Here is a 26,430-nt window from a genome sequence, read left to right on the forward strand (position 1 = left end):
GTGAACTACGTCGGGCAGCTGATGATGACAACCTACCACGGAGATTTAGCGACGCTGGCTAACTTTAGCAATCTCTACAAAATTGGCCAGGTAAGGGGCGATCGCTAAAGCCGGCCAGCCAAGTGGGCGAGCTGGCGAGTATTTTTGAGGCGGAGCACCGATCGAGTGTTGTCTTCGACAATCCAGCCCTTTTCGGCCAGCTTAGCCATAATTTTATCCGCTTCGTCGGGGGTGATGTCGGCCAAGTCGGCCAAGTCTTTGCGGGGAATGTTAAACAGATCGACGCCGTCTTCTACCGGCTCACCATAGGCCTCTTGAATAGCCGTTAGGGTGTTGGCCAGCTTGACGGCGGGGGGCTGATGACGCAGCTGGAATCGCAGATTGGTTTGGCGCAGCCGCTGCACCATAATTTGCAGCAGTCGATGATGGAGTTGGGGATCTTTAAACAGGGTTTGCAGAAACCGCTGGGCTGAGATACTCATCAGCTTAACGGCGGTCATGGCCACGACATCGGTGGAGCGAGGCGACTCGTCAAGGATAGCCATTTCGCCAAAGAAATCGCCTTGGCCCAGCACCGCCAGCGTGATAGAACTATCTTCGGCATGGCGGCGGACTTTAACCCAACCCGCCTGAATGAAGTAGACGGCGTTCCCCCAAGCATCTTCCATCACCACCGCCCGATCGGCAGGGTAGTCGTGGTGAGTAGCTACAGACAACAGCCACTCCACAGTCTCGGGGCTCGCCGCTTGAAAAAGAGAATATTGTTCGCTCAGCGTATCGGCTTGCATAAAAGGCATGGTTAAGGGGGTGACGTTCAGGGTTGGTGGGGCAAGACCAACGACCAGACTGTACCTGTTCATGGTACCCAGAATTTTGAGCAGACCGAAGCAGTTGGAGCTATCTGGGCAGCCCGATCGCCTGGGCAATGGCATTTAGGGGCGATCGCAGCGCTTCCACATAGCTGGGCCAGCCCACCACAATAGGCTGGTGGTGAGCCAGCGTCTGGGGAGCAACATCGGGCTCCGTAAACCGAATGGGCTGCCCGGCCAGGTCGCAGCAGATCAAACCCGCCGCCTTAGCCAGGGCCAGGGGGCCAGTGGTATCCCACAGCTTGACGCGACCGTTAAGGTAAATATATAGGCCAGCCTGGCCGGTAATTACGGCCAGCACCTTGAGCCCAAAGCTGCCCAGGGAGACGAACTGAACCTTGGGAAAGCGTTGGGCGATCGCATCGCCAAACCGACGCTCATCCTTATCACCAATCACCATAGACCAAGCCTGAGTCGGGTCAAAAATCGGCTCCTTAGGCATCAAAACTTGGGGTTCGCCACCGTCCCTTTGCTCGAACAGGCCCCAGCCAGGGCCGCCCCACACCAGATGCCTCGCTACCGGCGCATAGATCCACCCCGCCTGGGGTACACCACCTACCACCCGGCCCACCATCACCGAGTAATGGTCTCGCCCTTGAATAAAGTCATCAGTGCCATCAATAGGGTCAACAAACCAAAGAACGCGATGCTCCTCGACGGCTCCGGGACCGTCATCCTGCCGAAACTGCTGTACCGTAGCCCGATTTTCCTCAGTAATAATGCCGTCCTCAGGAAAGATCGCCTGCATCCCCGTCAACAATTTTTGATCTAGCAGCTGATCTACCGTAGTGACATAGTCATCCACGCCTTTTTCAAACACCTGAAAAGAATCCTTGGGCTGCTGACTGGCATAGTCACCACAAGCTATCAATAGTTTATGCAAGGCCGACAGGTCAGAGGGGCGGATGGGCGGCATACCAGGCTAGACCACTGAACCCCGATGCTGGGGAGATAGGGATGGATCACGGGCAATCTCACTCCGCTAGTGTAGTCTGGCCCGGCGGCAGAACACTACCGACTCTAGAGACAAAAAATGGGCTGGTCAGCATGTGCTGACCAGCCCATTCGGGAACGCGAAGCAGACTTACTGAAGAACCAGCTTAACGTTGGCGTTTTGCAGACCAGGACGCTTAACCTCAGCCAGGGTCTTATTGACCGCGTACTTTTGGTTAATGGAGTTGATCAGCTCAGTCTGGTTGTGCTTTTTGGCCACACCCCAGAGGTCAGCGATTAGATCGAAGGAGCCATCAGCATTACGAGACCAACCCAGGTCATACTCACCATCCAGAACGGCGACAAGGTCGGCGCGCACACGCTGGCCGTTGTAACCGCGAACATCGGCTTCGGTCTTAGTGGCAATACCCAAGTCAGAGAGAGACTGCTTGAGGATCTCAGCATCGGTCACTTTGGTGCGAAGGGTGCTGAAGTGAGACATGGTGTTTCCTCCTGTAGGGAAAATGAGAGAGACAACGAGGTTTGAGAGAGACAAAACCAGTTAGCCACAGGCTATCTGGATACCAACTGCTAGCAAATGCTAGCCCTTCCCCCGGATACCGCCGGGAGGAAAGCCTTTAGAACTCCATTCGCTGATACTCAGCGACGGAGGCTGCCGCCGGACGCGCCCGCTGGCGGGCCCAATCCCGCAGAGCAGTCACCTGTTCACTCATCGTCTTCGACAGCGGCAGCGTAGCGCGAATGGCCGCAATAATGTCGAGCTGAGTGAACTCACGTCCTTGGGCAAATGCTTCATACATGGCCGAAATCAGACCTTGCTCAATTTCGGCTCCAGAAAACCCATCGCAGACCTTAGTCAGCTGGTCTAAGTCAAAGCGCTCAATGTCGCGACGGCGCTTTTGCAGATGGATTTGAAAAATGTCCTTGCGCTCTTCGGCATTGGGCAAGTCAACAAAGAAGATCTCATCGAACCTGCCCTTGCGCAAAAACTCGCTGGGCAGCTTCTCCACCCGGTTGGCCGTAGCCATAACGAATACGGGAGAGGTCTTCTCCTGCATCCAGGTCAAAAAGGTACCAAAGATGCGACTAGATGTACCGCCGTCAGAGTCCGATGACCCGACCCCACCCGCAAAGGCTTTGTCGATCTCGTCAATAAACAAGACGCAGGGAGAAATCGACTCGGCCGTGCGCAATGCATTCCGCAGATTTGCCTCAGACCGACCCACTGTAGAGCCGTCGTACACTCGGCCTAGGTCGAGGCGCAACAGAGGCAGACCCCACAGACGAGAGGTAGTTTTAGCTATCAACGACTTACCACAGCCCGGCACTCCTAAAATGAGCATACCTTTAGGCTGGGGCAGGCCATACTCTCTCGCCCGCTCAGTAAAGGCATCGGAGCGTTGCTGCAGCCAGTGCTTAAGCTCTTCTAAGCCCCCCACCGAATCCAGGGTTTCGTCCACATCCATGAACTCAAGGATGCCGTTACGGCGAATGAGCTGCTTTTTCTCAGAGAGAACAATATCAACTTCTTCAGCGGTGAGGCGCTTAGCCATCACTCGTGCCTTGCGGTAGACTTTCTCAGCCTCATCACGGGTAAGGCCTAAGGCTGCCTTTAGCAGCTTCTCGCGCTCTTCGGTAGAAATGCTGTTGCCTCGGGCGCGGTTCATTTCGGTAGAAAGCACTTCATCAAGCTCCGCCATATCGGGCAGCGGAAAGTCAAGCAGCACCACCTCTTTCTCAAGCTCGATGGGAATCTCTTGAACCGGAGACATCAAGACGATGGTCTTGCGAGTGCCCTTGAGCGCCACGATGGAGTCGCGCAGGCAGCGAGTGACCGCTGGAGAATCTTTGAAAGGGTGCAAATCTTTGAAGATAAAAATACCGGGCTCTCGCTGGCGAATTACCCACTCCACCGCCGCCTCAGGAGAAACCGTATTGTTATGCTGAGTACCGGCACCTTGGGAACCAACTTCGACCATCCCCCGGGTCATTGTCCAGGTAAAGACCCGCATGGGAGCCTTAATCTCAGGATCCTTCGAAAGATGACGAGCTACGGTGGCGATAGTTTGCTCAGCCCGCTCTTCCTCGAAAGTGACCAGGTAGATCAGAGGATATTGGGCTTGTACCAGTACATTCAAATCCTCTCGCATGATCAAATCCTTTCTCAGGCGTGTGGGGCATCGAAACCGCTGTCTAAACTAACTACAGCCAGAGCAGCTAAATCTGTACCTAGCAAACAACTAACTCTCCTTCCCCACGGGCACCAGGGGCAGCAACGACCTCGGGCACAATGGCATCATCCAGAGCGCTTCCTTGATCTGCGCCGATAACCTCAGCGATCTCAACCAGTTCACCCTCACGCAGCACCACCGAGGATGCGCAGCTCGGACAGCTGTGGATGCGATGAGTTTGGCCAAAGGAAGACTCTAGACTCTCGGCCACCACATCACTGTGGGCTAGGTAAAAATCGATAGCACGCTTAGCGATGGAAGACATGGCCTCACCCTCGACTGCAGAGCGAATCTTCAACTGACGGTGCAGGTCGGGAGGTAAATACAGCGTGACCTTAGTAGCTTTCTGCTCTTCCATAGCGCTTTTCTAAATAGGGGTGACCCGGGTATGTAGTCACCTTAAGCGGGGCACTCTGGGCTGTCAAGCCAGCATGCCGTCATGACGGCACTTCTGTAACATTGCTTTACATGGCGCAATGTCCGTTAACCTCAGTCTCTGCTGCTGAACCGGTTCTTTCACAGGTTTAATGCTTAAAGAGCAAGGGTTCAGACCGGTTTATCTCTCTCTACTCTAGTGAGATAATCACCCTTTGGACTGAGACGTAAACTTATACGACAGGCAGAGAATTCTCCTTGGACAGGCCGATATGCTTTGGAAAGCAGTTTAGACAGTCGCAATTTGCAGGCTAAAAGTTCCTGCATTTGTCGCTGTGGTACGGCTAAGGCAATTCCTAGCGATTGGGCTATCTCGCCGATGGTAGGGAATGCTGTGGTTGTTGTATTTTGCCCCCTCGCTATGAAGTCCACTTTCCCTCAGGGCATGCCCTCTGCTCTCTACCCCCAGGCGGCAACCTCGTCATCTCCTCAGGACGATTCTTTTCAGCGGTGGTACAGCGAGGGAGAAGCATTGGCCAATGCTGGAGCTTACGAACGCGCCCTGCGATGCTTTCAAGAGGCGGCAATTATTGCCCCCGGGCAGGTGGCGGGGCTGGTGTACCAGGTGGTGTGCTTGATTCATCTAGAGCAACCTCAGCAGGCACTAGAGGTAGCCGAGCAAATCTTGGCGATCGCCCCCAATCATCCCCAGGGGTGGCTCTATCGGGGGGTAGCTCACCAGCGGCTGGGCAACTACAAAGAGGCCTACGCCAGCTATGCTCGGGTTAAGCCATCCTAAGTAGTCACGGGCGACATCCATCCTTAAAAGAGTACACTTGAACGCACGAAGATCATTCTCTGAGCGTTGGCTATGGTTGGGGTTGCATCACCCACAGCGGCGTTTCCTTCGTTGGAGACAGCCCTAAAACATTATTTTGGCTACGACCAGTTTCGGCCTGGGCAGCGCCCGGTAATCGAGGCGGTGCTGAAAAACCAGGATGCCCTGGTGATTATGCCCACGGGGGGCGGCAAGTCGCTGTGCTACCAGCTACCCGCCCTGCTCAAGCTGGGAGTCATGGTGGTGATATCGCCGCTGATTGCCCTAATGCAGGATCAGGTGGATAGCCTGACCGACAACGGTGTAGCCGCCACCTGCCTGAACAGTTCTCTCGACTTTGCCACCCTTCGTCAGCGAGAAGCCGATCTATTGGCGGGGAAAATCAAGTTGCTCTATGTGTCACCCGAGCGGCTAATGAGTCCAGGCTTTTTTGGGCTGCTGGGCCAGCTGATTCAAACGGTGGGGGTGAGCGGCTTTGCCATCGATGAAGCCCACTGCGTCTCGGAGTGGGGGCACGACTTTCGCCCCGAGTACCGGCAGATGTCGGTGCTGCGGGAAAAATTTCCGCAGATTGGGGTGATGGGGCTGACGGCCACCGCCACCGAGCGCGTGCGAGTGGATATTGCCCAACAGCTGCGGCTGCGTGACCCCCTAATCCAGGTATCTAGCTTTAACCGGCCCAACCTGTTCTACGAGGTGCGCCCCAAAAACCGCGACGGCTATCTGGAGCTGCGGCAGCAGGTCAAGCAGCACGAGGGGTCTGGGATTATTTACTGCCTCAGCCGCAAGCGGGTCAATGAGCTGGCTCAGCGCCTAACGGAGGATGGTGAGTCGGTGCTGCCGTACCACGCGGGGCTGGCGGACGATGTGCGGCGGGAAAACCAGACGAGGTTTATTCGCGACGATGTGCGGTTGATGGTGGCCACGGTGGCCTTTGGCATGGGCATCAACAAGCCGGATGTGCGGTTTGTGATCCATTACGACATTCCTCGCAACATTGAGGGCTACTACCAGGAGAGCGGGCGGGCGGGGCGCGACGGCGAACCGGCCCACTGCACCCTATACCTGGCCTACGGCGATGTGGCGACGGCGGAGTATTTGATTGGCCAAAAGCCCGACGAAGCCGAGCAGCGCATTGCTCGTCAGCAGCTGCGCCAAATGGTGGACTACGCCGAAACCACGGTATGCCGCCGCCGGGTGCAGCTCAGCTACTTTGGCGAAACCCTGGGCGAACACGTAGAGGGGCGCTGTCACCAGTGCGACAATTGCACCAACCCGCCGCCAGTGGAGGACTGGACGATTGAGGCCCAGAAGTTTCTCTCCTGCGTGGCCCGCTGTCAGGAGCGCTTTGGCATGGCCCACATCATCGACGTGCTGCGGGGTTCAAAAAAGCAGAAGATTCTGGATCTGCGCCACGACCAGCTCTCGACCCACGGCATTGGTAAAGAACGCTCAGTGGATGAGTGGCGGCTTTTGGGGCGATCGCTCCTCCACCAGCGATTGGTCGATGAGACTACCGATGGCTACCCGGTGCTCAAACTCAATGCCGCCAGTTGGCAGGTGCTGCGCAAGCAAATTTCCGTAGAAGTAGCCGTACCCAAGGACTTTACCCCTGGCCCTGCCGAAGCGTCCACGATTGAGGACACCCCTGAGGTAGCTCAGCTCTTAACCGTGCTTAAAGCCCTGCGCAAAAAACTGGCGGATCAGCAGAGTGTTCCCCCCTACGTGGTCTTTCCAGAGTCGGCCCTGCGGCAGATGGCCCAAACTCGGCCCCAAACCATGGCAGCCTTTGGTCAGGTGTCGGGGGTGGGCAGCCGCAAGCTGGCCCAGTATGGCGAGGTGTTTACCGATGCCATTCGGCAGTTTTGCGCCGACTACGGGTTAGAGTCTGACCCCGGAGCCGCGCGGGGCCGCTCACGCCCGGCGAAGGAACGCCGCCAGACCGTGGGCGATACCCACCGACAAACGCTGGAACTTCACCGCCAGGGGCTGTCTATCGAGGAGATTGCCGCCCAGCGCGGGCTTAAAGCTACCACCGTCGCCAGTCATCTAGAACAGTTGATTCGCCAGGGTGAGACAGTGGATATCGATCAGTTGGTCAGCACCGATCGCCAGCGGGCCATTGTTGATGTGTTAACAGAAATGAAGAATGGGTCGCTGACGGAAATGCGCGATCGCCTCGGCCCCACCTTTAGCTACGAAGATATTCGCCTAGTGCGTGCCGCCTGGCAAATGGAACAGCAGCCCTAGCGAATTCTAAGGGGATGTAGCTGACAGATCTAAGGTACTCAGGAGCTCTACTAGACGGCTCGAATCGGTCAGATACAGATAACCGATCAGGGCTTCAAAGGCGGTGGACTGCTGGTAAATCTGGCTGTCAACCCGTCGAGGCCCACGGGACGAGGCATTGCGGCCCCGACGCAATAGGTCTTGTTCGGCTGCGGTAAGCAGCGGCAAGATCTGCTGTACTTGGTGAGCCTGCTGCTCAGCCCGCACCTGGTTGACCACCTGCTGGTGAAACGACTGAATCCGCTTGGGCGGCAGCAAAAAAATGCCCCGCACAAAGAGTTCGTAAACCGCATCGCCGATATAGGCAAGGGCTACGGGGGATAGGGCATTGACCTGCTCTGGGGTGAGGCCCATGGCAGAGCTATGGGCGCTGAACTGGAGCAGCCCTTGCAGGCTGGCAGACATCTCGGAGGGCAGTTCAGCCACCTCCAGCTAGACTAACGGAGGGCTGAGTTTATTCACTGGGCGGGTTTTCGAGATTGGCGATCGCATCTTCCACCGAGGGCTGTAGCGACAGAAACTTCTCAAGGCGCACCAGCTTAACGGTTTGGGTCACGCGGGGGTTGGTCACTAGCTGCACCGTACCGCCTTCAGTGGTTGCTTTTTTGACAAGCTGCACCAGGGCACCAAGGCCAGAGCTATCGACGAAGTCGATAGTTGCCAAATCCAAAATGATATTGTTCGGTCCCGCTTCGACATACTTAGTCATCACCTTGCGAAAAGCAGGTTCTGAGAAGGCGTCTAACAGGCCCGTGAGGCGAAAAAGTTGATAGGTTCCCCTGACATCGCGGGTGCCTCGTAAGCTTACGGTCAGGGTTAGAGATTCAGCGATGGGAAACCTCCTTGTGCTCCGATTCGACGTTAAATATAGGTCAGGATACTGTTGACCGCAAGGGGTGAAACCGTACCCCGACCGGTTGACCCCAGAGCCCATAACCCAAGCAAGACCTGAACCAGAGCCCGGGCCATTGCCCTACCGTAGACAGATAGCATATAGCGGTTTGGCTAAATTTTGCCAACCTGATGCAAAAACCCGTCAATTGGCGCTTTTAAAGTCGTCTGATTAAACCGATAACTGCTGCTGGCGGTGGGTTCGCATGGTATCTACAAATTTTGCGAACAGGTAGTCGGCATCGTGGGGACCAGGACTGGCCTCTGGGTGGTACTGCACCGAGAACAGGGGCAGGGTCTTGTGGGCTAGCCCGGCTACGGTCTGGTCATTGAGATTCAGATGGGTCACAGCCACCGTATCGTCAGGAATCGAGGCAGCGTCTAGGGCAAAGCCGTGATTTTGGCTGGTGATTTCGACCTGACGATTCAGGCCGCAGGGCTGATTTAGCCCCCGATGGCCAAACCGCAGCTTGAAGGTAGAGGCTCCTAGGGACAGCCCGAGAATTTGGTGGCCCATGCAAATACCAAAGGTGGGTAGCGAATGATTCAACAGCGCCTGCACCAGCTCCGGAGCTTTAGTCACTGCTGCCGGGTCACCCGGGCCGTTGGACAAGAAAATACCGTCGGGCTGATAGCTCATGATTTGCTCTGGGGTGGTGCTGGCGGGCACCACAATTACCCGACAGCCGTAGCTGGCTAGACGGCGTAGAATATTGCGCTTCACCCCAAAGTCAACGGCGACCACGGTGAGCGGAGCACCATCGCCTGGCCCTGGCGCGGTAGGGCCAAAAGCCCAGGCATCTTCAGTAACCTCGCTCCATTCATAGACTTGCTCAGTAGTCACCTGATCGACCAGATTGAGCCCAGCCATCGAAGGCGCGTCTTGCAGCTGGCGCAGCAGCTCTTCGGGGTCGAGCACGGTGGTAGAAATGGCCCCATTCATGGCCCCTGCCGTGCGCAGCTTGCGGGTGAGGGCGCGGGTGTCGATGCCAAAGATGCCGGGAATTTTGTGGGTCTTGAGGTAGTTGGGCAGCGACTGGGTCGAGCGCCAGTTGCTGGGAATTTCGCAGATGTTGCGGGCGATCGCCCCCTTGATATGAGGCCGACTTGACTCCTCATCGTCGGGGTTAACGCCGGTATTGCCCAGCTCGGGGTAGGTAAAGGTGACTATCTGGCCACAGTAGCTGGGGTCGGTCATGACTTCTTGATATCCCGTCATGCCGGTATTGAAGACCACCTCGCCCATCACGGTGCCCGGTGCCCCAAACGACCAGCCCCGAAACACCGAGCCATCGGCCAATACAAGCACTGCGGGGGGGGCATCAGGAAAAACCATGGCGATTTGCTCAGCGCTAAGAATCGCTATTATCCTAAGACCAAAGGTCAACTTTCAGCTATTACATTGAGATTAAATCTCGCTGGGCCAAAGTCTTGGGGGTGAACAAGATTTTTCAGGTCAAGTCCAGAGTTTAGAACCATGGCCTAACCCTTAAACCCCAAACCCTCAACCCTCTTCGTATCGGATAGGTGAACTACGATGGGTCTAGCCCATGACTACAACCGTAGTCGGGCAGGGAATTCTGAGTCTCAGTACCGCGTTTGGGGCAGTGGAGTAATGACTATGGGCAGACTCCCAACGAGCAGATGGTTAACTCTCGGCCTAGCCGTTTGGGGGTTGGCAGGCTGTGGTCTTGCTCAAGACTCAGGGCCATCGGTATCCTCTGCATCGCCGATCGATCAGGCAAGTGAGCCGGTTTTATCGGCCATGCCGAGCCAGACTGAAGCACCTGCTCCGCCAGCAGAGGCCGTCGACACCTTTCGCGAAGCCGTCAACCGAGCGACTAGCGCTGTAGCCATTGGCCAGTCAGCTCAGTCCTCAGCCGATTGGCAACTGGCGGCAAGCCGCTGGCAGCAGGCGATCGCCCTGATGGAGCAAGTGCCGAGCAACAGCCCTAATCAGGCCCAGGCTAAGACCAAGGCCCAAGAGTATAAGCAGCACCTGGCTAGCGCCCAGCGTCGGGCCACGGGCAGCATAGTGCCCGCCCCGGCCCCGATCGCAGCTGCCCCAGCCCTGCCCGCTGGCCTGGCCGCCCAAATTCCCATTCAGCGGCGGCAGGGGGGCACGCCGGTCGTCGCCGTGACCCTGAAGGCATCCACCGGCAGCCAGACGTTTCCGATGCTGTTTGACACGGGCGCGACCGGCACTCTAATTACTGCTGAAATGGCCCAGGCAGTGGGCGTCACCATAGTCGGCGAAACCCAGGCCAGAATTGCCGACGGCAGCGTAGTCACCCTGCCCATTGGCCTTGTCAATGCGGTAGAACTGGGCGGCCTGCGGCGGGAGCAGGTCAAGGTGGCGATCGGCGGCAATTATGGCCTGCTGGGCCAAGACATCTACGGCCAGTACGGCATTGCCATCGGCTCTCACATGATTCATCTGCATCAGTGAAAAGGGTTCGAGGCTGAAACGTTAAGGCCGAACCCCCAAATCCTCGAAATCCTGGACTGCCCAGGGCGCAGATATTCGTGCGATCATGCAGCAGGTTCCCCATTCCTTTGAGTGTTATGACCGTGTCTGTGCTACCGATCGCCGCTGCCGCCCTGAGCGAATTGACCTCCACTGATTTGGCCACGAGGGTGCAGCTAGCGGCAGTCAAGACATCGCTGACTGAAACCCCTATTCCCACCGCCTATGTGGCCGCTGGGGATGCCGCCAGCACCCCGCCTCTGCTGCTGATCCACGGTTTTGACAGCTCGCTGTTTGAGTTTCGCCGTCTGCTGCCGCTGCTGGATCCCAGTGCCTGGGCCGTGGATTTGCTGGGGTTTGGGTTTAGCGATCGCGCGCTCATCCCCAACCTCTCGCCAGGGGCGATCAAGCTGCACCTGCACAGCTTTTGGCAGCAGCAGATCAACCGTCCGGTGGTGTTAGTCGGAGCCTCTATGGGCGGTGCCGCCGCCATCGACTTTGCCTTGACCTATCCTGAGGCCGTAGCTGGCCTGGTGCTGATCGATGCCGCTGGTTTTGCCGCTGGCCCCGCCATGGGCAATCTGATGGTGCCGCCGCTGGATAGCTGGGCCACGGCCTTTTTGCGCAACCCCAGGGTGCGGCGCAGCATTAGCCGTCAGGCCTACTTCGACAAAACCTTCGTCACCGCCGATGCCGAACTGTGCGCCGCCCTGCACCTCCAGTGCCCCGGCTGGAAGGAGGCGCTGATTGCCTTCACCAAGAGCGGCGGCTACAACTTTTTGACGGCTAAAATTTCTGAAATCGCCTGCCCGACCCTGGTGATTTGGGGCGAGCAGGACAAAATTTTGGGCACGAAGGACGCGCAGCGGTTCGAGCGCGCGATCCCCAACAGTAAGCTAGTCTGGATTCCCCAGTGCGGCCACGTGCCCCACCTAGAAAAGCCCCGAGAGACGGCGGCGGCGATCGCCCCCTTTGTCGCCCAACTAGCCCCCACTGACTGATCATTCCGCCGGATCGTGCCAATGGGGCAGCAAATTTATCGCCAATGTTTCAAGATATGAATAAAGAGGCGCTTAGATCCTGGGCGCGATCGAGGCAACCCTAACCACTTTGGAGCCATCCGCAAACGGGTATGACGCAACTTTTTCCCCAGACCAGCACCGTGACTGCCGAAACCGCCATTTCAGAAATCAACGGCACCGCCCCTACCGCCCCTCTCAGCCCCTTTGCAGCCCGCCATTTAGGGCCAACCACTGACAACGCCGAGGCAATGCTCGCAGCCCTGGGCTACGCCACTCTGGATGAGTTGATTGACGCCACTGTGCCTGCGGAGATTCGGCTACCCCACGCCCTCGATCTCCCCCAGGGGCTAGACGAGGCGGCGGCGCTGACCCAATTAAAGGCGCTGGCCAACCAAAATCAAGTGTGGCGATCGTACCTGGGCCTAGGCTACGCCAATACCCTCACTCCAGCGGTGATTCAGCGCAATGTGCTCGAAAATCCCGGCTGGTACACCCAGTACACCCCCTACCAGCCAGAAATTTCCCAGGGGCGGCTTGAAGCCTTGCTCAACTTCCAAACCCTGGTGACTGATCTCACGGGCATGGAAATTGCCAATGCCTCCCTGCTCGACGAGGGCACCGCCGCCGCCGAGGCCATGACCCTGGCCTTTAATGCCCGCAAGCAAAAAGCCACCAAAACCTTTTGGGTCTCTGCCGCCTGCCATCCCCAAACCATCGACGTGGTCAAAACCCGTGCCCTGCCTTTGGGCATTGAGGTCATTGTGGGCGACCACCAAACCTTTAGTTTTGATATGCCGGTGTTTGGGGTGCTGCTGCAATACCCCGCCACCGATGGGGTGATCTACGACTACGCAGACTTTGTGGCCCAGGCCCAGGCCAACCACGCCCTAGTCACGGTCGCCGCCGACCTGCTCAGCTTGACCCTGCTGCGTCCCCCCGGTGAGTTTGGAGCCGACATTGTGGTCGGCAACACCCAGCGCTTTGGGGTGCCGCTGGGCTTTGGCGGCCCCCACGCTGCCTTTTTTGCCACCCGCAACAGCTTTGCCCGCAAGCTGCCCGGTCGCCTGGTGGGCGTCTCTAAAGACACCTACGGCAGCCCCGCCCTGCGCCTCACCCTGCAAACCCGCGAACAGCACATTCGCCGCGACGCCGCCACCAGCAATATTTGCACTGCCCAGGTGCTGCTGGCGATCATGGCCAGCATGTACGCGGTGTATCACGGGCCAGAGGGGTTGAGGGCGATCGCATCCCGCATTCACCACCAAACCCAAACCCTCGCTGCCACTCTCACCGAAGCTGGCTTTGAACTGGGCAAAGAACCCGTGTTCGATACGCTACGGGTTACGGTAGGCGATGCCCAGGCCGCCATCCTCGCCCGCGCCGCCGACCACCGCATCAACCTGCGCGTGCTTGATGCCCAAACCCTCGTCGTCGCCCTCGATGAAACAGTCACCGACTCCGATCTCCAAGACCTGATCACCGTTTTCATTGGCGATTCCAATTCAAAATTCGAAATTCAAAATTCAAACCTACCCCAACCCCCTCACTCCCTTACCTCCTCACTCCCCCACGCCCTGTCCCGCACCACCCCCTACCTCACCCACCCCACCTTCAACCGCTACCACTCCGAAACGGAGATGCTGCGCTACCTCTATCGCCTACAAAACAAGGATCTCTCCCTGGCGACGGCAATGATTCCCCTGGGCTCCTGCACCATGAAGCTCAACGCCACCGCCGAAATGGTGCCCGTCACCTGGCCGGAGTTTGGCCAGATTCACCCCTTTGCACCCGCTGAGCAAACCACGGGCTACCGGCAGTTGTTTGCCGATCTAGAAACCTGGCTGGCCGAAATCACTGGGTTTGACGGCATTTCGCTCCAGCCGAACGCTGGGGCTCAGGGCGAATACGCCGGCCTGCTGGTAATCCGTGAGTATCACCAGCAGCGGGGCGACCATCACCGCAACGTCTGCCTGATTCCTCAGTCAGCCCACGGCACCAATCCCGCCAGCGCCGTGATGGCGGGTATGAAAGTGGTGCCTGTCGCCTGCGATGACGACGGCAACATTGATGTGGCCGACCTCCAGGCCAAGGCCGAAAAGCACGGCGAGAATTTGTCGGCCCTAATGGTCACCTACCCCTCCACCCACGGGGTGTTTGAGGCGGGCATTGCCGAAATCTGCGCCATCATCCACACCCATGGCGGTCAGGTCTATATGGATGGGGCCAACATGAATGCCCAGGTAGGACTCTGCCGCCCCGCCGACTTTGGGGCCGATGTCTGCCACCTCAACCTGCACAAAACCTTTTGCATTCCCCACGGCGGCGGCGGGCCAGGGGTCGGCCCGATTGGGGTGAAGAGTCACTTGGTGCCCTACCTGCCGGGGCACAGTCTGGTGAATGAAGTCGGCGGCGACCAGAGCATTGGCGCGGTGACATCGGCCCCCTGGGGCAGCGCCAGTATTCTGCCGATCTCGTGGATGTATATTGCCATGATGGGCGGCGCGGGGCTGACAAAAGCCACAGAAATCGCCATTCTCAACGCTAACTACATTGCCCAGCGTTTGACCGGACACTACGACATTCTCTATACCGGGCAGAACGGGCGGGTGGCCCACGAGTGCATTCTCGACCTGCGCCCCTTCAAAAAGTCGGCGGATATTGGGGTAGAAGATGTGGCCAAACGGCTGATCGACTATGGCTTTCACCCGCCGACTATGTCGTGGCCGGTGGCGGGCACGCTGATGGTGGAACCCACCGAGAGCGAGTCTAAGGCGGAGCTCGATCGCTTCTGCGACGCGATGATCGCCATTCGCGCAGAAATTCGCGCCATTGAGATTGGGGAGAGCGATCGCGACCATAACCTGCTCAAAAACGCGCCCCATACGGCGATCGATCTAGTATCTGACTGGAATCGCCCCTACAGCCGAGAGCAGGCGGTGTTTCCGACCCCGTTTACCCGCAGCGCCAAGTTTTGGCCAGCGGTGAACCGGATTGATCAGGCTTATGGCGATCGCAACCTGATTTGCTCCTGCATCGGCATGGATGCCTACAGCGAAGCCTAAGGGGTTTCTCATTCTGGAAATTCTTCAAATTCGCTGCAAGCCACGGCTTTGCCTTTAAGCTAAAGCTGTTCAGTTGCTAGACGTTCAACATAATGGCTAATTCTCCGCAGCCTCGGGTGATTTTTTTAGATGCGGTTGGCACGCTGTTTGGGGTGGCGGGCAGCGTGGGCACAGTCTATGCCGACCTAGCCCAGCACCACGGCATTGGGGTCGACCCTGCGATCTTAAATCAGGCGTTTTTCCGGGCCTTTAGAGCGGCTCCAGAAATGGCTTTCCCCGATAGCGACCCCGCTACGGTGCCCGAGCAAGAGTATCGCTGGTGGCGGGTGATTGCCCAGCAGACCTTTAGCAGTGCCGGGGTGCTCGATCGCTTCGTTGATTTCGACAGCTTTTTTGCCGATCTCTACGCCCACTTTGCCACCGCCGCCCCCTGGGAACTCTATCCCGACGTGCCCCCGGCCCTCGATCGCTGGCGGCGACGCGGCATCACTCTGGGGGTGATTTCAAACTTCGACACTCGCCTGTATCAGGTGCTCGAAGAACTCAACCTAGCCAACTATTTCAGCTCAGTCACACTGTCGTCTGAGGCCGGGGCAGCCAAGCCCGACCCGCTAATTTTTGCCACCGCCCTGCAAAAGCATCGCTGCGACGCTAGCCAAGCCTGGCACGTCGGCGACAGCAAAACCGACGATTTTGAAGGAGCCAAAGCCGCTGGGCTGCACGGCATCTTAGTCAAGCGACCCGTGATTGGGTAGTTTCTCTACGTCACCACCCGCTCAACTGCCTGCCAGCTCCCTAGGCTCTGGTGCCCCTAAAGGCCAACTCCGCCGGGCCAGTCATATAGACCCGATTGTCGGCGGCTGACCACTCGATGTAGAGGGGTCCACCAGGAAGCTCGACCGTGGCGGCCCGATCGCACCGCCAATTCAGCACCCCGGCCACCAGTGAGGCACAGGCCCCGGTACCGCAGGCCAGGGTAATGCCTGCCCCCCGCTCCCACACTCGCATTTTGAGATAGTCGGGCCGCATGACTTGAATAAACTCAGTATTGATCCGCTGGGGAAACGCGCTGTGGTGCTCGAACTGAGGGCCCAGGGTCTCTAGGGCGATCGCCGCCACATCCTCCACAAATGTAATGCAGTGGGGGTTCCCCATACTGACGCAGGTCACTTCCCAAGTTTGCTCGGCTACCGTCAGCGGCACAGCCACTACCTTGTCCTCAGCTGCCCCCAGGGTAGTGGGAATTTCCTGCGCCAGCAGATAGGGCGGCCCCATATCGACCGTCACCTGACCATCGGGTTGCAGAGTGGGCGAAATCAGCCCCGCCAGCGTGTGAACTCGGTAGGTATGGGGTGCCTGGGGCGCTTTGCCATCAGCGGCTTCCAGCGTCTCTAAAAATTTGGCCATACAGCGAATGCCGTTGCCGCACATCTCCGGCTCTGAACCATCGGAATTGTAGATGCGCATGGTGTAGTCAGTGCCCCCCTGCCCAGGCAGCGCAAAGATCACCCCGTCAGCGCCAATGCCAAAATGGCGATCGCACCACTGCACCGCCATCTCAGGACTCATCACCGGCTCCACCTGGTGACGGTTATCCACCAAAATAAAGTCGTTGCCCAAGCCGTGGTACTTGCTAAATTCCATAGTCGCCGTTGCTGAATGAGTGAGCCTTAATTATCGGCCAAATTGGGAAGATGGGGGGTAGGGGAGATGGGGAGGGTAAGGGGGATAAGAGGAACTAGGAAAATGGGAGGGCCAGAAAAATTTGGACATCGCTTTTCCCCACCTGCCTCACCTGCCTCACCTCCCCCGTCCCCTCACCTTCCTTAACAAATTCCCTCCCCTTGTAACCTAGCCGGGCCAAACGGGGTACCGTAAGACCAGCATAAGTTCAGTGGCCTAGCACCATGTCTCAAGAATTTGCCACCGGGTTGCCGAGCGTGCGCCAGGTTCAAAATCTAATTCGCGATAACGCCCCTATTGAGGTCAAACTCATCACCGGCGACGTTATTACTGGTCGTGTCGTTTGGCAAGATCCTCAATGCATCTGCGTACAAACCGACGACCAAAGCAAGCACCAAATTTGGAAGCAGGCCATTGGCTTCCTGAAATATTCTTAGTTCGGCCTTGCGCCCCTAAGCAGTCTTCACACCTGCCTGTCGTCTGCCGAATTGATTGGGGCACAATAACCCTGGGTGGAGGCCTACCCCTGTTGATATCCCCGTCCCCTGATTTCAGTAAAAGCCGTTAATCCACCAGTTTTATGGAGCTTTTGGCCAAATGACTATCGAAAAAATTGTTGAACAAGCCCTACAAGACGGCTACCTCACTCCCGCCATGGAGGCCGAAGTGGGTCGCATTTGCGACACCGCTGCCGAGCTTTCCATTGAAGAATACATGGCCCTCGATCGCCTAATGGGTGCCCTGCTAACCGGCGAAGTGGTGGCTGTGCCCCGTAAGCAGTTCATCAATGTAATGGAAGAACTGGTGCTGACCGAGGCGATTTCGCGGGTGGCCGAGATTGAGTCTACCTCCGATAAAACCCTTGATTTAGGCGATATCGCGGCCTACGCCCTCAACCGGCTGCCGCCCCTCTATGCCACCACCGAAGAAGGAGCCAATTTCCAGCGAGAAAGCGCCCGAGGCGAGCTGTCTGCGCTAATCGCCGACCAGGTACAGCAGGCGATTTCTCGCAACCTCGACAAGCCCGACTTCTACCCCGAACGCCAGACCATTCAAAAGAAAACTGGCGACAACGTGCTCAACCAAGTCAGCTCGCTGCTGCAAGACCACGCCCACAAGTTTGAGCCAGCGCCCAAGGCATAACGGCCATCCCAGGCAAATGGCCCTTCTCCCTCCACAATTCCTTGACCAGGGCCTAGATCGCGCCAAACAGTAGATCTAGGCCCTGGTTTATTTTTGCAGGTCAGAACGGGTATACCCGTGGGGTAATGAGCACCGTCAGCACCCAAAAAGCCAGGTTAAAGGGAATGCCCACCCGCATGAAATCGGTAAATTTATAGCCGCCGGGGCCATAGACCATGAGGTTGGTCTGATAGCCAATCGGGGTGCTAAAGCTGGCCGAAGCGGCAATCATCAGCGCTACCACAAAGGGAATAAAACTCACCCCCAAACTCTGGGACAGCGATAGGGCGATCGGGAATACAACCGCCGCCGCCGCGTTGTTGGTGATGATCTCTGTGAGAAGGGTGGTCACACCGTAGACAATGGCCAGGGCCACCCAGGGATTGTCGCCAGCCATGCCCAGCACCCCACCCGCCAGCACGGCGGCGGCCCCGGTGACCTCCAGCGCCTTGCCTAGCCCCAGAGCCGCCGCTACCACCAGCAGCACCGACCAGTCGATGGTGCGCACCCCCTGCTGAAATGAGCAGCAGCCGGTGATCACAATCAGCAGCGCCGCTAGGGTGGCGGCATTGAGCATATCCATCCAGCCAGAGGTCGCCAGGGCCACCATCAGCACCAAAATGGCCAGGGCCATAGGGGCGCGATCGTGGCGCAAAGGGTCAGAGTTGGGCACCTCACTGACCAGATAAAAATCGCGGGAGGCCCGTCGCTCTTCTAAAAATGAGGGGTTGGCCTCCAGTAACAATGTGTCTCCGGTTTGCAATCGAATATCGCCAATTTTCCCCGATAGGCGCTCGCCATTGCGGCCCACCGCCAGTACGACTGCCCCATAGCGGCTGCGAAACTTGCCTTGACGAATGGTAATGCCTACGAGAGGACAGGTGTTCGACACGACGGCTTCCACCAGGGTACGCCCGGTGCGGGGTGTATCGAGCTTAAACACCTGGTCGGTAGCGGGCTGCAATCCTCGAATTTGGTTGAGATCCACAATCGAGTCAACCATGCCCACAAACACAAGCTGGTCTTGCTCTTGCAGTATCTCCTGGGGGCCAATAGCGGTCAACAGCCGCCCCCCTCGCTGAATTTCGGTTAGGTATAGCCCCGGCAGATGGCGCAGCCCGGCCTGTTCAACGGTTTTACCTGCCAGGGGGCTGTGGTCTTCGACCACCATTTCGACGGTGTACTCTCGGGGGTCGTCGGTATCGGCAATGGCGGGCTTGCGCTGGGGCAGCAGCCAGCGCTGGGCTAAAACCAGCATTAGGGTACCGGCGATCGCACAGGGCACCCCCACTGGCACTAGGTCAAACAGCTTGAGGCCGGGGTAGTCGGTTTCAGACACCAGCAGCCCGTTGACTACCAGGTTGGTGCTGGTGCCAATCAGCGTACACATGCCCCCCATAATCGCCGCATAGCTGAGCGGAATCATGAGTTTAGAGGGGCTGATGCGCAGCTTGCGGCACCAGTCGCTCACCACTGGTATAAACATGGCCACAATCGGCGTGTTGTTGAGAAAGGCACTCATGCCCAGCACCGGCAGCATTAGCCGCAGCAGTGCCGTGGTTTGCCCCTTGGGCAGCCCCAGCACCGCGCGCGAAATCATATCTAGCCCCCCGGTCTGTTGCAGCCCGGCGACCACAATGTACAGCACGCCCACGGTCATCATGCCGGGGTTGCTAAATCCGGCCAGGGCGGTAGCCGTATCGAGCACCCCCGTCAGCAACAAAATGGCCAGGGCCGCCAAAAAAATGGCATCGGCGGGCAGGGGGGTCAGCGCGTTGAGCAAAAAAGCGCCCAGCGTCACGCCAATCGTTAACCAGCCCCCCCAGGTCAGCTGGTCCGGCAGCGTCACCAGCCCTAGGCCCAGGGCACCCCCCCCAGCGATGGCCAATCCAATGGCCAAAGCAGCGATCAGGAGACTTTTATGACCCGTTTTTTTGACCAAAAATGTATTGTGCCGCTGCCTATCCTGGAGGGGATCGTATTCCATAAAAAGCTAACCGGGGATACTACCCTAAACAGGGGGAAATGAAGCGATCGCGCCAGTTTGATCGCTGAAGCTGCCCGTTTTTCTATCGATCAATCAGATCTATAACCACTGCAAAGGGGCTACAGAGCGACGATCAAAGCGGAGGGCAATTGCCGTGAAATTCATTTTGAAGCGAAGTAGACTCTCAACTCCGCCCATTTTAACAGCGAGAGCAGTACGAATTGACTCGACTTAGCATCAGCCCAAGTCAACGACTGAAACAGCAACAGCGATATCTAACCTGCCAAACACTCTGATCTGGATTAGATACCATCCGCCTCGGTGGCAAACGCAGGGCGGTGATGGCTCCAGGGGCTAACCCGCTCAAGCTGCGCTGCCAGGGCCAGCAGAGTCGCTTCATCGGCGGGGCGACCCACTAGCTGCACCCCAATGGGCACGCCACTGGGGGCAAAGCCCCGAGGAATGGCCAGAGCGGGCTGGCCACTGGCATTGAAGGGTGGGCAGGGGGCCACCCAGTTGATGACGTTGGCGAGGATTTTGGGCGATCGCAGCCCCTTCCACTCGCCCACTTTGATCGTTGGGTGCATGTACACCGGCAAGATCAGCGCGTCGTAGGGGTGACAAAACTGGACGATCTGGCGGGCCATGATCTGTAGCTTGGCCACCGCTTGCAGATAAGCTCCGCTGTTGATCCGCCAGGCCCGCCAGTAGAGCCAGCGGTTCATCTTTTCCATCACGATCCAGGGCACGCCTACCTCCGTCAGCACGCATTCCCACAACACCACAAAGGGCTCAATTAAGGCTTCCAGGTCAGGAAAGGTGACTTCTTCGGCGCTGTGGCCCAGGTCTTCGACCTGCTGCACCGTTTCATAGATAGCCTGACGACAGATAGGGTCAACCTCACCGATAGGATCCAGCCGAGTAGCATAGCCAATTCGCAACGGCCTAGGCGGCGTCGCCAACCCAGCGAGGAAGGATGGCTCTGGATCGGGCAGCCAGTAGGGATCGCCTAATTCATATCCACTTAGCACATCCAACAGAGCTGCTGTATCAGCCACGGTGCGCCCCAGGGGGCCATTTACGGCCAGCCCGTTGAGCCGCTCCCCCACGGGTGAAAAGCTGATCCGCCCTCGGGAGGACTTCATCCCCACTAGCCCGCAGCAAAAGGCCGGGCCGCGCAGGGATCCGCCCCCGTCAGACCCCTGGGAAATGGCGCACAGCCCCGCGGCCAGAGCCGCTGCCCCGCCACCGCTGGATCCGCCTGGGGTGTAATCTAAGTTCCACGGATTGCGGGCGGGGGGAAACCCCGGCGGCTCAGTGTAGGGCAGCGACCCGAGCTGCGAGGTAGCGGTTTTGCCCAGAATAATCATCCCCGCCTGGCGCAGCTTGCTGACGATGTAGTCGTCTTGGGGGGCAATGCGATCGCAGGCCACCCTCAGCCCATAGGCACAGGGCACGCCCTCCACCGGGTTGAGGTCTTTGACCGATACCGTAACCCCAAACAGCGGCGGCAAATCCTCAGGATTGCTAACCAAATGCTCGGTTTTAGCCCTGGCATCGGCCAGAGCCTGCTCGGCCATCACCGTCACGTAGGCTCCCAGGGAAGGGTTGAGCCGCTCAATGCGCTCCAGATAGTTCTCGGTGAGATCTAGAGGAGAGATTTCTTTGTTGCGAATCAGCCGAGCTTGTTCGAGGGCGGGCAAGAAGGCAAGATCGACTGAATTCATGGCTACAGGGTTAAGGACTGGGGATTGTTTTCAATCACGTTGGCCAAATCCTTGAGGAAAGCGGCGGCATCGGCTCCATAGATGACGCGGTGATCGCAGGTGATATTGACCTGCATCTGGCGCTTGACGCCCATCAGGCCGTCAGCGGTGGCGACCACCGTGGGGCGCGAGGCCCCGATCGCCAAAATTGACCCCTGCCCCGGTGGCAAAATCGCGTCAAAGCGATCGACCCCAAACATGCCTAAGTTCGACAGGGTAAAGGTGCCCGAGGTGTACTCATCGGGCTGGAGCTGCTTAGAGCGCGATCGCGCTACCAGATCGGCCCAGGTGCGCGAGAGCGAGTAGATATCGGACTGATCGGCATTCTTCAGCACCGGGGTAATCAGGCCGCCGCCTTCCATCGCCACCGCCACGGCGATGTTGATGCCTGAGTGGTATTGAATCCCCTGGTCGGTAAAGCCCGCGTTGAGCAGCGGGTGCTTTTGCAGGGTGACGGCTACGGCCTTGGCCAACAGCCCGGTCATGGTCACGCCCTTAGATTTGATCTGCTTGTAGAGAGCATCGAGATTGTCGGTGGTGATGGTGTAGCCCACATGGAAGGTGGGCACCGCCAGACTGGCCACCATATTGCGAATGACAGCCTGCTGAAGGGTATTGAAGGGCACGACCTGGCCCAGGGGTGCCGCGCTGGGAGCCGGGGCCGGTGATGGGGCAGCGGGAGTCGGGGCTGCCGCCACCGGAGGCGCTACCGCCGCCAGGGGCGTAGCCACGGGGCCCGGGGAGGTCGGGGTTTTGCCTGCAGCCAACTCCACATCCTGGGCCACAATGCGACCGTGGGGGCCACTGCCCTGAATTGTAGTGAGGTCAATCTTGAGATCTTTAGCCAGCTTGCGAGCGCGGGGCGAAATCACCACCCGCCCGCTGCGGCTGCCGGAGGAGGCCCCGTTTTGAGCGGCAGGGGCCGGAGCTTCGACCACGGCCACCGGGGCAGCGGCTTCGGCATTGGGGGCAGAGTCACCTCCGGCGGCACCGGCTTTGGCGGCGGCCTGCTGTTTGGCCGATTCGACTTCGGCTTCGGTTTCGGCCAGCAGGGCGATCGCCTCACCCACCGGGGCCGTACCGCCCGCCTCCACCACGATGGCGGCCAAAATGCCCTCGTGGAACGACTCCACATCCATGTCGGCCTTGTCGGACTCGACAATCACCACCGTTTCGCCTTTTTCTACCCGATCGCCGGGGGCTTTGACCCAAGACACAATCTTGCCTTCGGTCATAGTTGAGCTGAGGGCGGGCATGAAAACTTCGCGAATCATGGAGGTGACTTCCGAAACAGGGTTAAAACGACAGAGCAGCAGAGATGCCAAGGATTTATTCTATCCCCAAGGCTGAACCCTCAGAACGTGCGAACGCTAAAACATGCGAACATCCTGGCATTAGAGTTCGCCGCGAATCTCTTGAATGACGCCGTCCTTGATCAAAATTTCGACCTGGAGCTTGCGCACCAGATTATCGCCCACCGAGACATTGAAAAAACTCTCGACCTTGCCCTGCTCCACCTCGGCATCGACCGCGATGGTCTGCACTTCCTGGAGCTGCTGTAGGCTCTGGTTCTTTTGCTGGAGCAGCTTGCTTTTGTCCTGGTTGAGCTGATTTTGAATATTGCCCATCTGCTGCTGAAGGGTGCCGCTGGTGGGCTGCCCCTCGGCCTGTTTTTGCAGTTCGGCTACCATGCGCTGGCCCTGCATTTCGAGCTGTTGCAGACGACCATCGACCTGGTTGATTTGGGCCTGGAGCTGCTTCTGCGCCTCTTCTTTCCACAGGGGGGTCACGATGGCTTTGATGTTGACCACTCGCTTGAGCAGCAGCGTTTGATTCTCATCCATAATCTTTGACGCAATAAAGAAATCACAATACCGACTACGACCAGCGAGCACCGTGGCCGGACTATATCCACCGGATGTGGCTGAGGTTAGTGAAGTCTTTACACCACCTACAGCTACACAAACATCGCGTCAATCATATCGCGATACCGGGCCGTAACCACGGGACGGCGGACTTTTAGGGTTTGGGTAAGCAGGCCGTTGTCGATGGAGAAAGGTTCGAGAACCAGGCGGAAGGGGCCGACGCGATCGTCGGGGCGATAGCCAGGGCGATCTTTCACCTCGCGGCCTAGCTCATCGCGAAACAGCTTCTGCACTCGCTCGTCGTCGAGGGTAATAGCGGTGCAGTCAGCGGGGGCCGGCGTGGTGTCGCCAGGAATGGCCACAAATAGCGACTGACTGGCGGCCCAGCCCTGGAGCGCATCTAGGTTGGGAACCAGAAGCGCACCGAGCGATCGCTGATCTTGGCCCACCAGCATAATCTGGTCGATGTACTTGCTGCGAATGCAGGCGTCTTCGATGGGCTGGGGTTCAATGTTTTCGCCGTTGGTCAGCACGATGGTGTCTTTGGCTCGCCCGGTGAGCACCACGTTGCCGTCGCGGCTGATCCACCCCAGGTCGCCCGTGTCGAACCAGCCCTCGGGGTCGATCGCCTTTCGGGTGGCCTCGGGGTTGCGGTAGTAGCCCTCCATAATCTGCGGCCCCCGCGCCAGCACTAGGCCCTGGCCACCCTGGGGCAGCTCCTGGCGAGTTTCCAGATCCACCACCTTGATTTCGGTAAAGGGAATGGGCTGCCCCGCTGCCCCGCGCAGGTTGCGCCAGGGTCGGCGAGCCGAGAGCACTGGGGCCGTTTCGGTGAGACCATAGCCCACGATCAGCTGTACGCCGATGATTTCAAAGAAAATATCGATGTGTCGGGCCAACGAGCCGCCGCCGCTGATCAGCTGCTTGACCTGTCCCCCCGTGGCTTCGCTGACTTTGTCATAGACCAGCTTTTTGCCCAGCTGGTGCAGGGGCCACAGAGCCAGAGCCGCCAGCCCCGAACTTAAGCGTTTCAGCGACGGCAGGTCGGGCTCGTCGATTTTCATATCCTGGTAGCGCCAGAGGTTTTCGACGTAGCGCTGGCTCAGGCCAAAAAAGGTGAAGATCAGTTTTTGCTTGCCGGGGCTTTGGTCGCGAAACTGCTTTTGCGCTCCCTCGTAGATCGACTCCCACAGGCGAGGCACCCCCACCATGTACTGGGGTTTGGTGGCCTTGAGGTCGGCCTTGAGGTGGCGAATGCTGCTGTAGGTCTGGGTGCAGCCCCGCGACAGCAAAAAGTATTCGGCGGTGCGCTCAAAGCTGTGCCAGGAGGGCAAAATGCCCACCACGCGATCGCCCGATTCAGGCTGCACCACCGACCCCAGGGTATTGATCTGGTGTAGCAGATTGCGGTGGCTGAGCATCACCCCCTTGGGCTGGCCCGTAGTGCCGGAGGTATAGATCAATGTGGCAGTGTCTTCGGGTTTGATCGCCACCGGGGTATAGCTGTGCTCAGCTCCCAAAGCCATCAGCTGACCAAAGTTGAGCATCTTGAGGCGATCGCCCTCGGGCGGTTCTTCATCCGACAGCAAGATCACCAGGGGAATGGGCAGGGTTTCGATGCGATCGCGCAGCCGATTCAACAGCGCCAGGGTTTCCACCACTAGCACCGTGCTCTCGCTGTGCTCAGCAATATAGACCAGCTCTTCGGTTTCGGCGGTGGCGCTGCGCACAGCGTTCATGCCGCCAGCGGTCATAATGCCCTGGTCGGCAATGAACCAGCGGTGGCTGTTGTCGGCAAACAGGGCTACGTGGGCGCGGTTTTCGACCCCTAGAGCCTGCAACCCGCTGGCAAAGGTGCGAATCGCCTCCCACAGCTGGCGATAGGTGAGGGTGGCCGCGGGCTTGTAGTGGGGGTCGTTGAGGGCCACCGTATCGCCGTATTTCTCGGCCACAATCGGCCAGATTTCGTGCAGTGCCTGGAGCCGTTCGTAGGGGTTGTGGGCTTCTAGGCAGGCGCGATCGCGCTGTCGCACCTCTTGCAATGCAGTTGTGGATACGGGCATGGCGGCCACCAAAAGTTTAGAAAAGCTTGCGGTAATCCTACCGCAGCCTGGTCTAAGGCTAGCCCTAAAGCTTATGGGCCTTAACATTGGCCCTTCCACAAATTGAGCTGGCCAGAAATTGCATTCGTGGAAGGTGGGGGGCGATCGCCAACCTTCAGACTATATTCAGCTCATCACGAACAGCTTTTATCGTTTGGCAACGCAAAATATAGATAGTCAGGGTTTAGACGGCCCAGCCACCGCTGACACCGTCCCGCCAAGTTCTGTATTCGAGTCCAGCGAGACTCAACGCTTCATGTTGTGCACCTCTTGCCAAAACAAGCCCCACTGCCTGGCCGCCCAGCTAGCCGAGGGAGACGCCGCCTTGGCCCAACTGCTAGGGCAGCTCAGACGCTGTAGCCTCAAATCATCTCGCCGCAGCCTGGGGCAGCGGGTCAAAGACTTCTGGACATCCCACACGGTCTGGAACGCTCTACGTCTGAGACCAAAGCGCTAGCTACTCAGCCGCCTCAAACACCGTCTCGTCTTCCTTGCGCCAGGCAGGATCCACCAGGCAAATAAATACCAGCGGGATATCCCCTGTATTGCGGATGTACTGACGGGCCTGAGGCGGAATGTACACGGCATCCCCTGGCTCGACCGGGCTCGTTTCGCCGTCGATCGACATGTCTCCCCGCCCCGCCAGAATGTAGTACACCTCAGAGGTGGTCAGGGCGTGGGGGGTAGACACCTGCCCCACCGGCACGGTGGCATGGGCCAAACTGTAGCGTAGATCGAGATCTTGCTTGTCGGGGTGCAGCAGCTCTCGCAGCTGAGTGCCGTCACCGGCCACAAATTCGGGGCAGTCGAGCAGTTTACGAATCAGCATGGCAGCGGCAGTAGCAAC

24 protein-coding genes are annotated in these 26,430 nt (G+C 58.3%); 9 read left to right on the forward strand and 15 right to left on the reverse strand.

The genetic code is table 11. From position 1 onward, the window contains the following. Positions 1–104: 104 nt before the first annotated feature. The 5 genes from VB780_RS17340 to VB780_RS17360 all read right to left on the reverse strand — a co-directional run bounded on the left by VB780_RS17340 (position 105) and on the right by VB780_RS17360 (position 4,412). A complete protein-coding gene (locus VB780_RS17340; RefSeq protein WP_323352427.1) occupies positions 105–797 on the reverse strand; it encodes a Crp/Fnr family transcriptional regulator in 693 nt (230 codons plus the stop codon). Between the two features lie 100 nt (positions 798–897). Then, complete coding sequence (locus tag VB780_RS17345; RefSeq protein WP_323352428.1) at positions 898–1,785, reverse strand: 3'(2'),5'-bisphosphate nucleotidase CysQ family protein; 888 nt, start codon at positions 1,783–1,785, stop codon at positions 898–900. A 168-nt stretch (positions 1,786–1,953) separates the two neighbouring features. After that, positions 1,954–2,304, reverse strand: coding sequence for a DUF1257 domain-containing protein (locus VB780_RS17350; protein ID WP_073606628.1), 351 nt, complete (start codon positions 2,302–2,304; stop codon positions 1,954–1,956). A 136-nt stretch (positions 2,305–2,440) separates the two neighbouring features. Then, positions 2,441–3,973, reverse strand: coding sequence for an AAA family ATPase (locus tag VB780_RS17355; protein ID WP_323352429.1), 1,533 nt, complete (start codon positions 3,971–3,973; stop codon positions 2,441–2,443). Between the two features lie 79 nt (positions 3,974–4,052). Next, the gene (locus tag VB780_RS17360; RefSeq protein WP_323352430.1) at positions 4,053–4,412 is read right to left on the reverse strand and encodes a hypothetical protein; all 360 of its coding nucleotides are present in this window, start codon (positions 4,410–4,412) and stop codon (positions 4,053–4,055) included. 438 nt (positions 4,413–4,850) lie between these two features. Here VB780_RS17360 and VB780_RS17365 point away from each other — a divergent pair, with 438 nt between their 5' ends. Then, positions 4,851–5,228, forward strand: a complete 378-nt coding sequence (locus VB780_RS17365) for a tetratricopeptide repeat protein (protein WP_323352431.1) — start codon at positions 4,851–4,853, stop codon at positions 5,226–5,228. 72 nt (positions 5,229–5,300) lie between these two features. After that, positions 5,301–7,517 carry a DNA helicase RecQ gene (gene recQ, locus VB780_RS17370; protein ID WP_323352432.1) on the forward strand — a complete coding sequence of 739 codons (2,217 nt, stop codon included), beginning with the start codon at positions 5,301–5,303 and terminating at the stop codon, positions 7,515–7,517. Positions 7,518–7,523: 6 nt separating this feature from the next. Here the strand turns inward: recQ and VB780_RS17375 are convergent, their stop codons facing one another. The 3 genes from VB780_RS17375 to carA form a co-directional block, all read right to left on the reverse strand. Further along, positions 7,524–7,982, reverse strand: a complete 459-nt coding sequence (locus tag VB780_RS17375; RefSeq protein WP_323352433.1) for a Mini-ribonuclease 3 — start codon at positions 7,980–7,982, stop codon at positions 7,524–7,526. Between the two features lie 28 nt (positions 7,983–8,010). Then, the gene (locus VB780_RS17380; protein ID WP_323352434.1) at positions 8,011–8,490 is read right to left on the reverse strand and encodes an STAS domain-containing protein; all 480 of its coding nucleotides are present in this window, start codon (positions 8,488–8,490) and stop codon (positions 8,011–8,013) included. Positions 8,491–8,619: 129 nt separating this feature from the next. Next, a complete protein-coding gene (gene carA, locus VB780_RS17385; protein ID WP_323352435.1) occupies positions 8,620–9,783 on the reverse strand; it encodes a glutamine-hydrolyzing carbamoyl-phosphate synthase small subunit in 1,164 nt (387 codons plus the stop codon). A 429-nt stretch (positions 9,784–10,212) separates the two neighbouring features. Between carA and VB780_RS17390 the strand changes: the two genes are divergently transcribed. The 4 genes from VB780_RS17390 to VB780_RS17405 all read left to right on the forward strand — a co-directional run bounded on the left by VB780_RS17390 (position 10,213) and on the right by VB780_RS17405 (position 15,753). Further along, positions 10,213–10,896 (forward strand): retropepsin-like aspartic protease, encoded by a 684-nt coding sequence (locus tag VB780_RS17390; RefSeq protein ID WP_323352436.1) that lies wholly within the window; start codon positions 10,213–10,215, stop codon positions 10,894–10,896. Positions 10,897–11,012: 116 nt separating this feature from the next. Next, positions 11,013–11,915: an alpha/beta hydrolase gene (locus tag VB780_RS17395; RefSeq protein WP_323352437.1), complete on the forward strand. Its 903-nt coding sequence runs from the start codon at positions 11,013–11,015 to the stop codon at positions 11,913–11,915. 131 nt (positions 11,916–12,046) lie between these two features. Then, positions 12,047–14,998 (forward strand): aminomethyl-transferring glycine dehydrogenase, encoded by a 2,952-nt coding sequence (gcvP, locus tag VB780_RS17400; protein ID WP_323352438.1) that lies wholly within the window; start codon positions 12,047–12,049, stop codon positions 14,996–14,998. A 92-nt stretch (positions 14,999–15,090) separates the two neighbouring features. Then, positions 15,091–15,753, forward strand: coding sequence for an HAD family hydrolase (locus VB780_RS17405; RefSeq protein WP_323352439.1), 663 nt, complete (start codon positions 15,091–15,093; stop codon positions 15,751–15,753). A 40-nt stretch (positions 15,754–15,793) separates the two neighbouring features. Here VB780_RS17405 and dapF read toward each other — a convergent pair whose 3' ends face one another. Further along, positions 15,794–16,642 (reverse strand): diaminopimelate epimerase, encoded by an 849-nt coding sequence (gene dapF, locus VB780_RS17410; RefSeq protein ID WP_323352440.1) that lies wholly within the window; start codon positions 16,640–16,642, stop codon positions 15,794–15,796. 263 nt (positions 16,643–16,905) lie between these two features. On the opposite strand from dapF, the gene VB780_RS17415 reads away from it, so the two are divergent. Together VB780_RS17415 and VB780_RS17420 are read left to right on the forward strand one after the other, a co-directional pair. Beyond that, the gene (locus tag VB780_RS17415) at positions 16,906–17,118 is read left to right on the forward strand and encodes an Hfq-related RNA-binding protein (protein WP_323352441.1); all 213 of its coding nucleotides are present in this window, start codon (positions 16,906–16,908) and stop codon (positions 17,116–17,118) included. A gap of 160 nt (positions 17,119–17,278) precedes the next feature. Continuing rightward, a complete protein-coding gene (locus VB780_RS17420; RefSeq protein WP_323352442.1) occupies positions 17,279–17,824 on the forward strand; it encodes a late competence development ComFB family protein in 546 nt (181 codons plus the stop codon). A 100-nt stretch (positions 17,825–17,924) separates the two neighbouring features. Here VB780_RS17420 and VB780_RS17425 read toward each other — a convergent pair whose 3' ends face one another. The 5 genes from VB780_RS17425 to VB780_RS17445 form a co-directional block, all read right to left on the reverse strand. Continuing rightward, on the reverse strand, positions 17,925–19,763 hold the full coding sequence (locus VB780_RS17425) for an SLC13 family permease (RefSeq protein WP_323352443.1): 1,839 nt from the start codon (positions 19,761–19,763) through the stop codon (positions 17,925–17,927). Between the two features lie 389 nt (positions 19,764–20,152). Beyond that, on the reverse strand, positions 20,153–21,577 hold the full coding sequence (locus tag VB780_RS17430) for an amidase (protein WP_323352444.1): 1,425 nt from the start codon (positions 21,575–21,577) through the stop codon (positions 20,153–20,155). Between the two features lie 2 nt (positions 21,578–21,579). Continuing rightward, on the reverse strand, positions 21,580–22,890 hold the full coding sequence (locus VB780_RS17435; RefSeq protein WP_323352445.1) for a dihydrolipoamide acetyltransferase family protein: 1,311 nt from the start codon (positions 22,888–22,890) through the stop codon (positions 21,580–21,582). Positions 22,891–23,010: 120 nt separating this feature from the next. Next, positions 23,011–23,460, reverse strand: a complete 450-nt coding sequence (locus tag VB780_RS17440) for a YlqD family protein (RefSeq protein ID WP_323352446.1) — start codon at positions 23,458–23,460, stop codon at positions 23,011–23,013. A gap of 113 nt (positions 23,461–23,573) precedes the next feature. Beyond that, positions 23,574–25,544: a long-chain fatty acid--CoA ligase gene (locus VB780_RS17445; protein ID WP_323352447.1), complete on the reverse strand. Its 1,971-nt coding sequence runs from the start codon at positions 25,542–25,544 to the stop codon at positions 23,574–23,576. A 295-nt stretch (positions 25,545–25,839) separates the two neighbouring features. On the opposite strand from VB780_RS17445, the gene VB780_RS17450 reads away from it, so the two are divergent. Further along, on the forward strand, positions 25,840–26,040 hold the full coding sequence (locus VB780_RS17450) for a hypothetical protein (RefSeq protein WP_323352448.1): 201 nt from the start codon (positions 25,840–25,842) through the stop codon (positions 26,038–26,040). On the opposite strand, the gene VB780_RS17455 is transcribed toward VB780_RS17450, so the two are convergent. Next, positions 26,041–26,412 (reverse strand): cupin domain-containing protein, encoded by a 372-nt coding sequence (locus VB780_RS17455; RefSeq protein ID WP_323352449.1) that lies wholly within the window; start codon positions 26,410–26,412, stop codon positions 26,041–26,043. Between the last annotated feature and the right edge of the window lie 18 nt (positions 26,413–26,430).

Source organism: Leptolyngbya sp. CCNP1308, assembly GCF_034932455.1.
Lineage (GTDB): Bacteria > Cyanobacteriota > Cyanobacteriia > Phormidesmidales > Phormidesmidaceae > Nodosilinea.

Excerpts from the sequence above, each read along its gene's own strand:
- VB780_RS17340 (WP_323352427.1), bottom strand. The coding sequence starts at position 797 with ATGCCTTTTATGCAAGCCGATACGCTGAGCGAACAATATTCTCTTTTT.
- VB780_RS17345 (WP_323352428.1), bottom strand. The coding sequence starts at position 1,785 with ATGCCGCCCATCCGCCCCTCTGACCTGTCGGCCTTGCATAAACTATTG.
- VB780_RS17350 (WP_073606628.1), bottom strand. The coding sequence starts at position 2,304 with ATGTCTCACTTCAGCACCCTTCGCACCAAAGTGACCGATGCTGAGATC.
- VB780_RS17355 (WP_323352429.1), bottom strand. The coding sequence starts at position 3,973 with ATGCGAGAGGATTTGAATGTACTGGTACAAGCCCAATATCCTCTGATC.
- VB780_RS17360 (WP_323352430.1), bottom strand. The coding sequence starts at position 4,412 with ATGGAAGAGCAGAAAGCTACTAAGGTCACGCTGTATTTACCTCCCGAC.
- VB780_RS17365 (WP_323352431.1), top strand. The coding sequence starts at position 4,851 with ATGAAGTCCACTTTCCCTCAGGGCATGCCCTCTGCTCTCTACCCCCAG.
- recQ (WP_323352432.1), top strand. The coding sequence starts at position 5,301 with ATGGTTGGGGTTGCATCACCCACAGCGGCGTTTCCTTCGTTGGAGACA.
- VB780_RS17380 (WP_323352434.1), bottom strand. The coding sequence starts at position 8,490 with ATGGGCTCTGGGGTCAACCGGTCGGGGTACGGTTTCACCCCTTGCGGT.
- carA (WP_323352435.1), bottom strand. The coding sequence starts at position 9,783 with ATGGTTTTTCCTGATGCCCCCCCCGCAGTGCTTGTATTGGCCGATGGC.
- VB780_RS17390 (WP_323352436.1), top strand. The coding sequence starts at position 10,213 with ATGCCGAGCCAGACTGAAGCACCTGCTCCGCCAGCAGAGGCCGTCGAC.
- VB780_RS17395 (WP_323352437.1), top strand. The coding sequence starts at position 11,013 with ATGACCGTGTCTGTGCTACCGATCGCCGCTGCCGCCCTGAGCGAATTG.
- gcvP (WP_323352438.1), top strand. The coding sequence starts at position 12,047 with ATGACGCAACTTTTTCCCCAGACCAGCACCGTGACTGCCGAAACCGCC.
- VB780_RS17405 (WP_323352439.1), top strand. The coding sequence starts at position 15,091 with ATGGCTAATTCTCCGCAGCCTCGGGTGATTTTTTTAGATGCGGTTGGC.
- dapF (WP_323352440.1), bottom strand. The coding sequence starts at position 16,642 with ATGGAATTTAGCAAGTACCACGGCTTGGGCAACGACTTTATTTTGGTG.
- VB780_RS17415 (WP_323352441.1), top strand. The coding sequence starts at position 16,906 with ATGTCTCAAGAATTTGCCACCGGGTTGCCGAGCGTGCGCCAGGTTCAA.
- VB780_RS17420 (WP_323352442.1), top strand. The coding sequence starts at position 17,279 with ATGACTATCGAAAAAATTGTTGAACAAGCCCTACAAGACGGCTACCTC.
- VB780_RS17430 (WP_323352444.1), bottom strand. The coding sequence starts at position 21,577 with ATGAATTCAGTCGATCTTGCCTTCTTGCCCGCCCTCGAACAAGCTCGG.
- VB780_RS17435 (WP_323352445.1), bottom strand. The coding sequence starts at position 22,890 with ATGATTCGCGAAGTTTTCATGCCCGCCCTCAGCTCAACTATGACCGAA.
- VB780_RS17440 (WP_323352446.1), bottom strand. The coding sequence starts at position 23,460 with ATGGATGAGAATCAAACGCTGCTGCTCAAGCGAGTGGTCAACATCAAA.
- VB780_RS17445 (WP_323352447.1), bottom strand. The coding sequence starts at position 25,544 with ATGCCCGTATCCACAACTGCATTGCAAGAGGTGCGACAGCGCGATCGC.
- VB780_RS17450 (WP_323352448.1), top strand. The coding sequence starts at position 25,840 with ATGTTGTGCACCTCTTGCCAAAACAAGCCCCACTGCCTGGCCGCCCAG.
- VB780_RS17455 (WP_323352449.1), bottom strand. The coding sequence starts at position 26,412 with ATGCTGATTCGTAAACTGCTCGACTGCCCCGAATTTGTGGCCGGTGAC.